Annotated in this window: 13 protein-coding genes and 1 pseudogene; 3 read left to right on the forward strand and 11 right to left on the reverse strand. The window is 68.7% G+C overall.

Translation table 11 applies throughout. From position 1 onward, the window contains the following. Positions 1-29: 29 nt before the first annotated feature. The 11 genes and pseudogenes from OG276_RS16575 to OG276_RS16625 all read right to left on the reverse strand — a co-directional run. On the reverse strand, positions 30-293 hold the full coding sequence (locus tag OG276_RS16575; RefSeq protein ID WP_266906197.1) for a hypothetical protein: 264 nt from the start codon (positions 291-293) through the stop codon (positions 30-32). A 33-nt stretch (positions 294-326) separates the two neighbouring features. Beyond that, on the reverse strand, positions 327-707 hold the full coding sequence (locus tag OG276_RS16580; protein WP_266906199.1) for a hypothetical protein: 381 nt from the start codon (positions 705-707) through the stop codon (positions 327-329). Between the two features lie 61 nt (positions 708-768). Further along, on the reverse strand, positions 769-1,251 hold the full coding sequence (locus OG276_RS16585; protein WP_266906201.1) for a hypothetical protein: 483 nt from the start codon (positions 1,249-1,251) through the stop codon (positions 769-771). Between the two features lie 601 nt (positions 1,252-1,852). Then, positions 1,853-2,473 carry a 2OG-Fe(II) oxygenase gene (locus OG276_RS16590; protein WP_266906203.1) on the reverse strand — a complete coding sequence of 207 codons (621 nt, stop codon included), beginning with the start codon at positions 2,471-2,473 and terminating at the stop codon, positions 1,853-1,855. Then, positions 2,470-3,846, reverse strand: coding sequence for a cysteine--tRNA ligase (cysS, locus tag OG276_RS16595; RefSeq protein WP_266906205.1), 1,377 nt, complete (start codon positions 3,844-3,846; stop codon positions 2,470-2,472). Before cysS ends, OG276_RS16590 begins: the two co-directional genes overlap by 4 nt. Positions 3,847-3,924: 78 nt before the next feature. Further along, positions 3,925-4,830: a hypothetical protein gene (locus OG276_RS16600; protein WP_266906207.1), complete on the reverse strand. Its 906-nt coding sequence runs from the start codon at positions 4,828-4,830 to the stop codon at positions 3,925-3,927. A 13-nt stretch (positions 4,831-4,843) separates the two neighbouring features. Beyond that, positions 4,844-5,965, reverse strand: a complete 1,122-nt coding sequence (locus tag OG276_RS16605) for a sugar-transfer associated ATP-grasp domain-containing protein (protein ID WP_266906209.1) — start codon at positions 5,963-5,965, stop codon at positions 4,844-4,846. 156 nt (positions 5,966-6,121) lie between these two features. After that, a complete protein-coding gene (locus tag OG276_RS16610) occupies positions 6,122-6,565 on the reverse strand; it encodes a hypothetical protein (RefSeq protein WP_266906211.1) in 444 nt (147 codons plus the stop codon). A 193-nt stretch (positions 6,566-6,758) separates the two neighbouring features. Continuing rightward, a complete protein-coding gene (locus OG276_RS16615) occupies positions 6,759-7,961 on the reverse strand; it encodes a helix-turn-helix domain-containing protein (protein ID WP_266906213.1) in 1,203 nt (400 codons plus the stop codon). Between the two features lie 89 nt (positions 7,962-8,050). After that, complete coding sequence (locus tag OG276_RS16620) at positions 8,051-8,713, reverse strand: HAD-IA family hydrolase (RefSeq protein ID WP_266906215.1); 663 nt, start codon at positions 8,711-8,713, stop codon at positions 8,051-8,053. 223 nt (positions 8,714-8,936) lie between these two features. After that, a pseudogene (locus OG276_RS16625) lies at positions 8,937-9,020 on the reverse strand (chemical-damaging agent resistance protein C); the annotation flags it as partial. A gap of 375 nt (positions 9,021-9,395) precedes the next feature. On the opposite strand from OG276_RS16625, the gene OG276_RS16630 reads away from it, so the two are divergent. The 3 genes from OG276_RS16630 (at position 9,396) to OG276_RS16640 (ending at position 12,424) form a co-directional block, all read left to right on the forward strand. After that, positions 9,396-10,727, forward strand: a complete 1,332-nt coding sequence (locus OG276_RS16630; RefSeq protein ID WP_266906217.1) for a hemolysin family protein — start codon at positions 9,396-9,398, stop codon at positions 10,725-10,727. Next, a complete protein-coding gene (locus OG276_RS16635) occupies positions 10,724-11,752 on the forward strand; it encodes a hemolysin family protein (RefSeq protein ID WP_266906219.1) in 1,029 nt (342 codons plus the stop codon). The genes OG276_RS16630 and OG276_RS16635 overlap by 4 nt, the downstream gene beginning before the upstream one ends. A 111-nt stretch (positions 11,753-11,863) precedes the next feature. After that, a complete protein-coding gene (locus OG276_RS16640; RefSeq protein ID WP_266906221.1) occupies positions 11,864-12,424 on the forward strand; it encodes a hypothetical protein in 561 nt (186 codons plus the stop codon). The last annotated feature ends 192 nt before the right edge of the window (positions 12,425-12,616 follow it).

Consider the following 12,616-nt stretch of genomic DNA (forward strand, 5'->3'; position numbering starts at 1 on the left):
GGGGAGCCCCACCTGCATGCCTGCGCCGGTCAACCGGCCATGGACGCCACAACCAGCGCAACGGCCGCGCCGCACAGCAGCACCGCAAGCGGCCATGCCAGCCAGCCGCGCCCGGTACGCCTGCGCCACAGCCCCAGCCACAGCGCACACGCCCCCACGAGCAGAACCGTCAGACCGCTCAGCTCGCCGTTCCGCCACGCCACCTGCACGGCGCCACGGTCAGCACCCCATACAAGAAGCGCAACGAGGACTCCAACGGTCAGCGCACACGCCGCTTCCAGCAGCCTGCTCATACGGCGCCTTTCTTCTCCGGCGTGGCCGTCAGGTCAGCGCGACGGCGGAACTGACGGCTTGACCTCGACGGTCTCCGTCTTGCGGCCCTCTGCGTCCGTGCTGAAGGACCGCTTCTCCCCGGCCCGAGGACCGGCCACGGGCCCTTGGGGCGCACCGGGCTTCATCTCGACGCCCGGCTTGACCATGAGGGTCTTTCCGTTTGCGTCCTTGACCACCTTGCCGTCCGCCCCGATCAGCGGCAGCTCTGCGGGCAACTTGGACGCGTCCACTGTGCCGTCGGGGTTGACCCACGGCGGCTTGGGCGGCGCCGGCGGCACCGCGGCTTTCTCGGCGTGCCCGCTGTCGGCGGGGCGGGGCGCCTCATCGGCGGATGCGTTCGCCACCACGGCGCCCAGCAGAAGCACCCCAGACATTGCTGCTACAGCGAGGGATACACGGGTCTTCTTCATGCGCGGTGTCTCCAGTCTCGGCAGGCTACGGCTCGATGTACTGATTTCCAGACCACATGAGAACGTCGGTCCCGTACCAGGTACCGCCGTAGTAGACGTTCGACACGCCAAGCGTGCCGTAGTAGCCGCCACCGCAGGGCGGCGCGATCCCGAAGTTCCAGGCGAGGGTCATCCTGGAGTCCTCTTTGGTGTTGGCGTAGCCGCTCCAGGTGCCGTCCGGGTACTGGGTGCCCAGGAGCTGTACGCACACACCCCAATCGGTGCCGTCCCAGATGTAGTACTGCCATGCGGTCTTGAGGTCGCCGGGGTTCCGGTTCCAGATCAGGACGCACGCCTGGGCGAGAGGGATGCCGGAGGAGGCCAGCCCATAGGACTTGGCGTAGCCTCCTCCGCCGCCGTGGGAGACCTCCGCATAGGTGTACAGGCACTTCGAGGAGTCGGTGTTGGCCCACACCTCGTCGGACTGGTACACGACGTGCGCCTGGGCGGCGGTGGCGGAGCTGAACACCAGAATCAAGGCTGCGCCGAAGGCGATCAGGGCGCCGAGCGGCCGGGGCAATCGGCGTCTTGCCCGTGGAACGGGGTGGGTGGGTTTCACAGGGATCCCCTCGTGTTCGTGCACGGCTGATGCAGGTCCACGTACACACCTGACCCTACGTCAGGTCAGCGTCATATTTTGAGGTTTGTTCGATTCTGGAGGCGACCAAGAGGAGGCCGGGCATGCTGCGCAGTTGGCGCGCAGTGCCAGCTTCGCTTCCGCCAGGTCGGGGTGACTGAGGCCGACTTCGCGGATGAGCAGGGAGAAGGAGGCACGGAACATGACTTCCCCGTCGCGGGTGGCGATGACGGACCCGACCGCATGATCACCGGCTTAGCGTTAACCGCCGTACCGATGTACGAGGCTGTACCCGCTCAGCACACCGCGCCATCAGCCTCACTCCAGAAGCACACGCACTCGGCACAGACCTGACCACCAGGGCCGCCTAACACCGCTAACAGCCTCGGGGCCAACGCAGAAACGCGTTGGCCCCGAGGCTGTTGCACTGTCCTGGCCGGGTCATTTCCCACCAGGGTCCACGTGCCCTGGCCGAGACATCGCTGCTGGCGAGTCAACGGTGAGCCGCGACGCCTTCGACGGCGATCGCCGCGGTACGGCGGCCCTCAAGGCTCTCGGCATCGGTGCGGATGACGAGGGTGATGCGCTCTCCCCGCGTGATCGGCCGTACGCCGTGAATGTGGTCGCGGGTGGCCGGGAAGGCGACCAGGGTGCCGCAGGGAGGCTTGATCTCCTGGGCCGGGTTCTCGAAGAACAGCTCGCCGCCGGAGTAGGAGTCCGGCGTGTTGAGCCAGACGAGCAGGGTGAGGTCGCCGCCGACGACGGGCTGTCCGTTAGTCCGGGCCCGCTCGCGCTCGACCTCGGTGACCTCGTCGTGGTGCGCCACGAACCCGACGCCAGGACCGTAGCGGTAGACGACCGCCGGCTGGGTGGGTATCCGCTTCGGAACGGCCTGGAAGTGGTCGCGGATGTAGGGGACGCAGTGGGAGATGACCGCTTCCTCCAGCGCCCGCGGGATCTCCACGTACTCGCTCTTGCGCAGCGCCTCGTCGATGACGCCCTGGAAGGTGCGCGGCCGGGCGGTCTCGCTCTTCACGTGGTCCATCAGGGCGCCGCAGAGGCTGAGGGGGATGACGCTCTCTGCGAGAAGGGGTAACCGGGTCTTCCAGGTCATTGGGTCTTTTCCTTCCACCAGCGGGTGCCTTCGGGCGAGTCTTCGAGGGTGATGCCCTGCTTGACGAGCTGGTCGCGGATCACGTCGGCCTCGGCGAAGTTCCTCGCCGCGCGGAGCCGGTCGCGTTCCTTGACGAGGTCGTCGACAGCGGTATCGCCCTGGTCCGCGTCGGCGATGTCGAAGGTTCCGAAGAGGTCGTTGACGTCCTGGATCAGCCGCAGGGAGGCCGGCCCGGACGGTTCCTGCGTACGGTTCTGCTCGCGGATGAACTGGAAGAGGACGGCCAGGGCGCCCGGGGTGTCGAAGTCGTCGTCCAGGTGCTCGCGCATCTCCTTCCAGGTGTCGGACGCCCGTGAGGTGTTCGCCGGGCTATCCGTGTGCGCGGGGTCGATGGTCCGGGCAAAGTTCTCGATCCGGCGGCGTGCTGCTCGGGCCTGCTCCAGCGTGGAGTCGTTCAGCTCCATGGAGGAGCGGTAGTGCTGGGAGAGGAACGCGTACCGCAGAGTGCGGGAGTCCGTGCGGGCGAGCGCGTCGCGGATGGTGAGGAAGTTCCCGGTGCTCTTCGACATCTTGTCGCCGTCGACGCGCAGGAGGCCGGTGTGCATCCAGTAGCGCGCCAGGGGCTCGATCCCGGAGGCGGCCTCCATCTGAGCCACCTCGGCTTCGTGGTGGGGGAAGATGAGATCGACGGCGCCGCCGTGCAGGTCGTACGAGGGGCCGAAGAAGGTCTCCGTGATCGCGGTGTCCTCAATGTGCCAGCCCGGTCGGCCCGGCCCCAGTTCGGTCTCCCAGAACGGTTCGCCGTCCTTGCGCCCCTTCCACAGAGCGAAGTCGCCAGGGCTGCGCTTCTTGGAGTGGTCGTCGATCCGCGAGACCGAGTCCTCGGGGCGCAGGTCGGTGCGGCCCGAGAGCTTGCCGTATGCCGGGAACGAGGCCAGGTCGAAGTACCAGCCGTCATCGAGCTGGTAAGCGTGGCCGCGGGCGATGAGCCTCTTGACCTGGTCCACGATCGCGTCGATGTGGTCGTGGGCACGTGCGTGGACATCGACGCGGGTGTTCCCCAGCGCGGCCATGTCCTCCAGGTACTGCTTCTCGAACAGGGCCGCGATGTCCTCCGGAGGCACGTTCTCCTCCCGGGAACGCCGGATGATCTTGTCGTCCACGTCGGTGATGTTCTGGAGGTAGGTGACCTTGTAGCCGCTCGCTTCCAGGTACGCGGCGATGAAGTCGAACTGCGTGTAGGTCTTCGCGTGCCCGACGTGGCTGGGGCCGTAGACGGTAGGTCCGCACACGAACATCCGCACCTCGGTCTCCCGCTCGGGGCGGAAATCCTCCGTCCGTCCGGTCAGTGTGTTGTGGACCTTGATCGCCATCGTTCCTCCTGGGTGAGCGGATCACGCAGCGTACTGACGTGCTGACAACAGCGTCTAATTGGAATCGTCGTACTCACCTCAGGAGACGAATCGGGGGAAGGGGCGGTCAGCGAAGACGGATGCCTGTTCCCCGAGAATGTGGTGGTTGGCCCGCTGGTACGCCTTGCGCACGGTCTCGATGGCCCGGGTACTCAGGTCCATTCCGGCCGAGCGGCAGAACGCCTCCAGGGCCTCGCACCGGCGCTCCAGGTCGACCATCGACAGGGGGTCGCACTGCTGGGCCTCGATCAGGAGGTTTTCCTGCTCGGTGCTGATCAGGCCCAGTGCGCCGAGGGAATGGAGCTTCCACTTCATGTTCGGCAGCAGCCGGCCCGAGCGGGCGTACAGCCAGTCCACGATCTCGTCCAGGGCGCCCGACAGGACGAAGTGGCCGGTGGGGGTCCCGACGCGGCGCGCCATGCGCAGGGGGATCTCGCGCACGTCCCAGGTGATCCGGTTGTGGAGCCGGTGGGTCTCGCCCTCCAGCCGCCAGAGCTGCTCTTTCGTCTTGCGGAGGATCAGCGCCTCGAAGGCGTTCTCGCGGTCGAGCAGCGGTTCGCCCTTGTTCGCGTAGGCGTCGCACTTGTCGCTGTTCCACGTCGTGCGCGGGTCGGCCTCGTACTGGAACAGGAGCTGGTGGACGTTGACCTCCATGCGCCCCCAGGGAACCGGCAGGTAGAAGCTGAACTCGGGGACCCAGGCGGGGAGCCGTTCGCGGACCAGGGCGTACGTGTCCGCCGGGGAGGGCCTCCACTCGTCCTCCTTGAGCGGGACGTCGAGGACGACGGCGAGGTCGAAGTCGGAGTCGGTGCTGAACCGTGTGACGTTGTTGGGCGCGTCTGCAGAGGAGGAGAGGACGTAGAGCGCTTGGACCTCGGGCATGGACTGGAGGGTGTCGAGGAGGCCGGCGGCTGCGGCGCGGGCCTGCATTTTCAGGTCTTCCACGAGAACTCCCTTGTCAGATGATCGGGCGATCCATCACGGCGCGGAGCGCCGGGACGAGATCCGGAGCGACACCGCCGTGGGTGCGCTGGATGTGTGCGAGCGAAGGGCTGCTGTTCCCCTCGATGACCACCGGGCCCCCCGGAGTGACTGCGATGTCCCAGCCGATGAAGGGGACCTGCGGGAACAGGCGGGCGCAGCGGGCGGCCAGCTCGCGGACCTCGCCGATGTGGGAGACCTTGTGGCCGGCGAACGGCACGGTGCTGGCCTGGTGGCGCGTCTGGGCGTTGAGGTACCGGTCGTAGCCGTGGCGGTCCAGTGCCCCGTCGGAGTGCACCCGGATCTGCAAGCCGCCGTCGGCCGAGTTGTCCGTCGTGCTGTCGACGCCACCGAGCTTCAGCATCGTGTAGAGCACCTCGGCGGTGCCCTCGGTCAGCAGGGTGACGACCCGGAAGGTGTTGAGCGCGTACGGGTTCAGCACGTCCAGGTCGTGGTGCTGCGGTACGTGGTACTCGACCAGCCAGGTGCCCCACCGCTGCGCGTAGGCCACGAGATCGAAGGCGTCCTCGCCGGGCCGCACGATCACGACTCCGGAGCCGCCGCTGGAGTAGCGGGAGGGCTTGACCACCACGCGCCCAGAGCCGGAAGCGTGATCGAGGACGGCCTCCAGCGAAACCTCATCGCCATCGGAGGTGACGCCTGCACAGCCGTTGCCGCTCGCGATCAGTGGGGGCTGCGGGATGCCGGCGGAAGCAAGGATCTTCTTGCAGACCACCTTGTCGTCCAGGTCGATGGTGTCCCGGTTCACGCGGGGAAGGAGGCGGTGGAACAAGGCGGTCTCCGGCAGGTACGCACACGCCCGCTCGGCAGACACCTCGCGCCTGTACCCGCCGTAGCGGAAGTAGTGGAAGGGCAGGCAGCGCCAACGCGCGGAGACCATCACCAGATCCCCGGCGATACGGGCCATGCTCTTCCGGCCGTTGTCGCGCAGCATCGTGGGGAGGTGCTCGCGTCTCATCTGCCGTACCTGGTACGGGAGGAACCGTAGGCCGGATATGCGGGGGAGAACCCGGGTACGGAACCACTCCTCGCTCATCGCCTGCCGGTGGTTGAAGCCACGGTTCGCAGTGCGGGTCATGTCGCTCCTCCGATGTCTCAGTAGTCCGGGGTTCCGGCGATGGCCAGGGCAAGGACCAGGGTGGTGACGGCGATGACGTAGGCCAGGACCGCTAATTGCTGCTTCATCGGGCGTGCTCGATGTTGTCGGCCGCGGTCGACCAGAGGCGCCTGGTGTTCATGGGGTGTCTACCTGTGGCGTGTCTTCCCACGGGGACCACCCCGAGGAGGCGTCGGCAACATCGCGGCGCCGCTGCAGCTGTCCGAGGGTGCGGCGGGGCACGACGTCAGCGGCATGCACGAGGAACCCACCCCGGTCTCGGATGAGGACACCGAGGCCGGCGAACTGTGCGGTGTCGGCAGCGACATGGGAGAGTGAGCTGACGATGATTCCCCGGATCATCCCGGTGGACAGGGCGGTCGTTATGGCCTGCCAACCGGGCCGCTCGTCGAGCAGCACCGCAGGGTCGGTATCGGACCACGCTCCGGCAACGTGCCAGTGGCGGGCGTCGGCGTAGTGGCGACCGCGCTTCTCGCCGTCTCGGACGGCAGTGGCGGTAGCAGAGCAGGTGTAGACGGCGACGGGTACGTGCCCGAGGCCGCCGATCGGGTTGTTCGGCATGCCCATAAGGCTGCTGCGTAGAGGTACGCGGGCCCAGACACGACCCGTGGCAGCGACGACAGTCCGTGCCGGGTTCCGGTGCCACGGGGCGTGGCAGCGTAGGGCCTGGCGGTCGAGCATGTGCAACGCCCCGTAGTAGTCGGGCAGGTGGCGGCCTGCCGACTGCTACGGGGCGTGGTAGTTGGGCCGCGGGTCAGCGCACCCCGAGGGGGACCCCGGCGACGTTGGCGAGACCGCGGAGACGCCCGACGGAGACTCCGGCGAGCCGGCCGATGATGACGCCGGGGAGCATCTGGTGGCGCACCCAGCCGGGGGCCATCGTGCAGACGGCTTCGAGGGTGTCGGCGGCAGCCTCCCAGCGGCGGCACTCCACGTGGGTGAGGGCAACGTCCAAGCCATAGCGGGCGCGGGTGGCCAGCGGCACGGAGTCGTCCAAGCGGACGGTGTCCATGAGGCGCAGTGCGCCGGAGGTGTCGCCGAGGGCCACGGCGATGCTCATGGCCTGTGTGGCGGCGTACATGGGCCCGTACGGCTGGGCGTGGTCACCGCGGGCGTGCTCATCCCCAATGCGGGCGGCCACAGCGTGGGCCTGGGAGAGGTACTCGCGGGCGCTGTCAGCGCTCGCACCGCCTCGTGATGCGGCCACGGCGGCGTTCGTGACGAGCTGCCCGTACACGCTCAGCCGGTCGGGGTCGTGCTCGCTCATCTTGGGCTCGATCCGGTCGGCCTGCGCCGCGGCAAGGGAGAACCCCTGCGTGGTGCGGCCATCGCGCAGGTTGACCCACGCCGTTGTGGCGGCCAAGTGGGCGTCGCGGAGGTCGTCCCCGGCCTGCACCGCGATCTGGCGGCCGTACGTCAGCGCCGCGTAGGCCAGATCGCGTGAGCCCAGCACGTTGGCGGCCATACCCGCCGTCTGGAAGGTGTCGATCAGGACACCACCAGCGGCCTCTCGCTCAGCGTGGTCGGCGACATCGAACCGGGCCTTTGCCTCGGGGAGGAGCTGGCCCAGGAGCGTCCCGAGCTCGGTGTACCGGCCTGCCCAGTAGGCCTCGTCCGCCCGGCGGACGGCGGCGCGCAGCTCCTCAACGGTGCCCGGCTCGACGTCGGCGGGGATGCCGATGGCAGCGTCATGGGTGGCCGCAGACACCATCCGAAGAGCGGCCCGCTCGTCGCGGTCCATGGACCGGCGGGGTGCCTGCTGGCCGAGGAGTACGGCGATGTCCGTACCGAGGGCGTCGGCAATGGACAGCAGCGACGGGAGCGACGCGGTGCCGCCGCGTTCCAGCTTGCGGACCACACCGACGGACACGGCGGCGGCTTCCGCTAACTGCTCCTGTGTCATCCCGCCGCGCAGCGTCTTCAACCGCTCAGAGGTGGTGTACTCCGACCACTGCATGCTCCAGCACCTCCGTGTGATTGGCCTCATACGGACGGTACTGGCAGGAGCAGTGGGGCCGACAGCCCTTGATCAGCCGCAAGTTGGGGTCACGCGGCAAGAACCGCGCTGACCCCCAAAAGGGCCTCAAGCTCCGCAACAGCCTCGTCCTCATCGGTGGCGTGGACGGTGGTGATTCCCAGCTCCGCGGCCGGCGGAAGGTTCACGGCGTGGTCGTCCACGAACACGCACCGCTCGGCGGGCAGGCCGATGCGGTCCAGGGTCAGCCGATAGATCGCCGGATCAGGCTTGGCCATACCGACCAGCTCGGAGACGACGTGCACATCGAACAGGTCCCAGATTCCGACGTGCTCGTACGGGTTGAACGGGTCCAGGCCGAAGCTGTTGGACAGCAGGGCAATCCGATGACCAGCCGCGCGTGCCGCACGGGCGAGGGCAGCCATCCGGAGAGCCGCGGGCACTCCGGCCCATGCCCGGCCCATCAGGTTCACCGGGTCCACGTGCGCACCCAGGAGAGGGGCGGTCCCTTCGTTCCACTCCTCCTGCCCTATCTCCCCGACCTCGAGGGCCGCGTACAGGCGCTGGCCCTCCGGGTGATCGTTGAGGGTGCTGCGCCACGCCTCAGGGGCCAGCCCTTCGGATACGCACCACGCACGGTGGACGGCGAGAGGGCTGGCGGTGAGCACCCCGGCGAAATCGAGGATCAGGCCGAGCTGTTCACGCCCGTCGACAAGGTCAGTGCTGTGCGGCATCCGGTGGCCGTCCCTTCCACGATTGGTCTCACAAGGGACGCTACCGCGCACCCACACACGCGGAACGTTCAAGAAGGCCCCACTCCTTCCGAGCGTCCGCTCACGGCCTCAGACACGGGTCCACCCTCCCCATCCACGGTGGTTCGGCTCAGCCCTCCTTCCTTGTCCGCCCCCGCACCACCGCCCCCGTACGCTCGGACGCCATCGCCGTCGTCCTCGCCGCCCCGAAGAGCATCGCGGTCTCAATGGCCGCGTCCTCGGAGAGGTCATAGCGGGCGAGTTCGGCGCCGCCCGCCTGGTTACAGACGACGAAGTGCCTGCAGGTGGGCACTTTGCCCCCCGACCAGTAGTGGCGGAACGGGGAAAGTCCGGAATTGACGCAGACGTCGTGGACCCTGAGGCGAGATCCCGTTTCGGAACGACCGTCGCGCGTCGCCCCCGCCTGTCCTAGATGATGTCCGTCGCCGTTACCGGCGTCCTCGGGGAATTCCTCCCGCCCCGCCTGGGACTTTGCCTACCCTTTACGATGGGATCGGGGACACTCCCCCACAACCATCCGCGGACCGGAGACGGTACCGCCGAACGAAAGAAGGAGCAGCAGACCCGCAATGGGTGAACCTCCTAGTCCGAGCCGTGCCACGTCCTGCCCGCAGATGATCGAGCCGGGAGTGGGGGTGGCACGGTGACCGAAGTGCTGCTGCTGCTTCTCGCGCTGGTCCTGACGCTGGCGTGCGCGGTGTTCGTCGCTGCCGAGTTTTCTCTGACCACGGTCGAGCGTAGTGAGCTGGAGCGTGCCGCAGCTGCCGGTGAGCGGGGTGCCGAGGGCGCTCTGAAGGCCGCCAAGCGCCTGACGTTCCAGCTCTCGGGTGCCCAGCTGGGTATCACCGTGACTTCGCTGGTGATCGGCATGCTGGCCGAGCCGTCCGTGTCCGCGCTGCTGCGCGGCCCGCTGCAGGCCGTCGGCCTTCCGGCTGGCGCGGTGTCGACCACAGCAACGCTGCTGGGCGTCGCGATGTCCACCGTCGTCCTGATGGTGGTCGGTGAGCTGGTGCCGAAGAACTGGGCGATCTCCCGGCCGCTGGCCGTGGCCAAGGTCGTCGCCGGCCCGCAGCGAGCCTTCACCGCCGCCTTCGGGCCGCTGATCCGGCACCTGAACAACACCGCGAACCGCCTCGTACGGCGCTTCGGCCTGGAGCCCGCCGAGGAGCTGGCCTCCGCCCGCACCCCGGAGGAGCTGGTCGCGCTGGCCCGGCACTCCGCCCGCGCCGGGGCGATCGAGGCGGACTCCGCCGAGCTGTTCGTCCGTACCCTGCACCTGGCCGAGCTGACCGCCGAGAACGTCATGACCCCGCGCGTCGACGTCCAGGCCCTGGAGCTCCACGCGACCGCGGCCGATGCCGCGGCCCTGACGCTGGCCACGGGCCTGTCCCGTTTCCCCGTCTACCGCGACACCCTCGACGACGTCGTCGGCACCATCCACATCCGCGATGTCCTCGACCTCGACGAGGACGACCGCCTGGTGACGACCGTCGCGGACCTGATGAGCTCCGCGTTGATGGCGCCGCACTCACTGCCCGTCGACATCCTCCTCGGCAGGTTGCGCAAGGCCCACACCATGGCCGTGATCATCGACGAGTACGGCGGCACCGCGGGCGTCGCCACCGTCGAGGACATCGTCGAGGAAGTTGTCGGCTCGGTCCGCGACGAGCACGACCCGTTCGAGGCACCCGACCTCGTCGAAGGCCCCGAGCTGGACGGCCGCAGGGTCTGGGAGGCCGACGGCAGCGTCCGCGTCGACGAGCTGGAGGAACTCGGACTGACCGCGCCCGAAGGCCCGTACGAGACCCTCGCCGGGCTGATCGCGACCCGCCTGGAGCGCATCCCCGTCGAGGGCGACACCGTGGAGCTGGACGGCTGGGAGCTGTCCGTCCTCGACATCGACCACCACCGCGCCGATCGTGTGTCGATCACCGCGCCGGCGCAGAGCGCCACCGATGAGGAGCAGGCCCGATGACCGTAATCCAGCTGCTGATCGGTGCCTTCACCCTGATCACCAACGCCTTCTTCGTCGGCGCCGAGTTCGCCCTGATCTCGGTGCGGCGCAGCCAGATCGAACCGGCCGCGCTCAAGGGCGACCGGCGGGCGAAGACCGTCCTGTGGGGTCTTGAGCACCTCTCGGCGATGATGGCCACCGCCCAGCTCGGCATCACCGTCTCCTCCCTGGTGCTGGGCGCGGTCGCCGAGCCGGCCATCGCGCACCTGCTGGAACCTCCGTTCCACGCCATCGGGGTGCCCGAGGGGCTGATCCACCCGATCGCGTTCGTCATCGCACTCACCCTGGCGACGTACCTGCACATGCTCGTCGGCGAGATGATCCCCAAGAACATCGCGCTCGCAGCGCCGGCGCCGACCGCGCTGCTGCTGGGCCCGCCGCTGGTCGCCCTCACCAGGGCCCTGCGGCCGTTCGTCTTCGGCATCAACGCCTTCGCCAACACCCTGCTGCGGCTGCTGAAGGTGGAGCCGAAGGACGAGGTGGGCTCCGTCTTCACCGACGAGGAACTCGCCCGCCTCGTCAGGGACTCCAGCGCCGCCGGCCTTCTCGCCCCCGAGGGCAGTGAGCGGCTCCGGGATGCCCTGGAACTCGGCACCCGCCCGGTCGGCGAGGTGATGGTCCCCCTCGACAAGGTGGTCACCGTCCCCTGCGACATCACCCCCCGGCGCCTGGAACGGACAGCGGCCGACCACGGCTACTCCCGCCTCCCCGTCATCGGCCCCGTGGGCCAGGAGATCTGGGGATACCTCCACATCAAGGACGCCCTCGCCGCCGGCGACCGCTCCGCACCCTTCCCCCGCAGCGCCATGCGTCCCGTCATCACGGTCGCCCTCGACACCCCGCTCGACGACACCATGACCGCCATGCGCGACGCCGGCACCCACCTCGCGGCCGTCGCCGCGGCCACCGGGACGGTGGTCGGCTTCGTCACGATGGAGGACCTCCTGGAGGAACTGGTCGGCGCCGCCCACGACGGCGACGCCTGATCCCCCCACGCACACACGCCGTCGGCCGGCACCCCGGAGCCGGTGCGGCCGACGGCGTGGGGGCACAGAATTCCGGGACCGCGAACCACTCTCGGCACCTATGCTGCGGCCGTGACCACACCCCCCAAGCTCCCCCGCCGCCATCTGATAGCGGCGGTCCTGCTGATCGTCGTAGTCAGCGCCTCGGTCACGTCGTGGCGCTGGTGGGAGCGACGTCAGGCCGGCGAGTTCACCCGCGATCCCTCCTACTGCGCACTCGTGACCCCCGAGACCATCCACCGGCTGCTGCCGACGTCCTACGGCGGGCGCGAGGACCTGGGGTCGTGCACCTGGGCCGCCCCACGGGAAAAGGGCGTGTACCGGGCCAACGTCCACCTGCGGGCGTCACGGCTCACGGTCGACCTGGCCCGCGAGAACTACCGCGAACAGCGCAGCGGCGACGAACGCGGCTGGGAGAAGGACACCCAGGAGGACCTGCCTGGCCTCGGTGAAGAAGCCTTCCTCCGCTTCGGGCCGACCGACCCTGGCAAGAACATCACTGCGCGGGTCGTCTTCCGCCGCAGCAACATGCTGATCACCATCACGTACGCCCGCAGTGACGACGACCGCGAGGCCGTCCGTACAGGAGCCATCGACGCCGCCCGCGACGCGGTCTCCCAACTGCGGCCGTGAGTCGCCGTGCCAGTCAGGGCGGTAAACAACACGGCCGGCCTCGCCCCGGCCCGCGGCCTCTTCTGACAGTCCGCACCCGGCACCGAGTCCGGCCAGGACATCTGGATCCACTGCGGCTCCCCGGCACCGGCATGTGGATCAGGCCGTAGCAGGACCGACGGGCCATCCTGCTCACCAAGAAGATCCACTTCA

Source organism: Streptomyces sp. NBC_00086, assembly GCF_026343255.1.
In the GTDB taxonomy this organism is placed as follows: domain Bacteria; phylum Actinomycetota; class Actinomycetes; order Streptomycetales; family Streptomycetaceae; genus Streptomyces.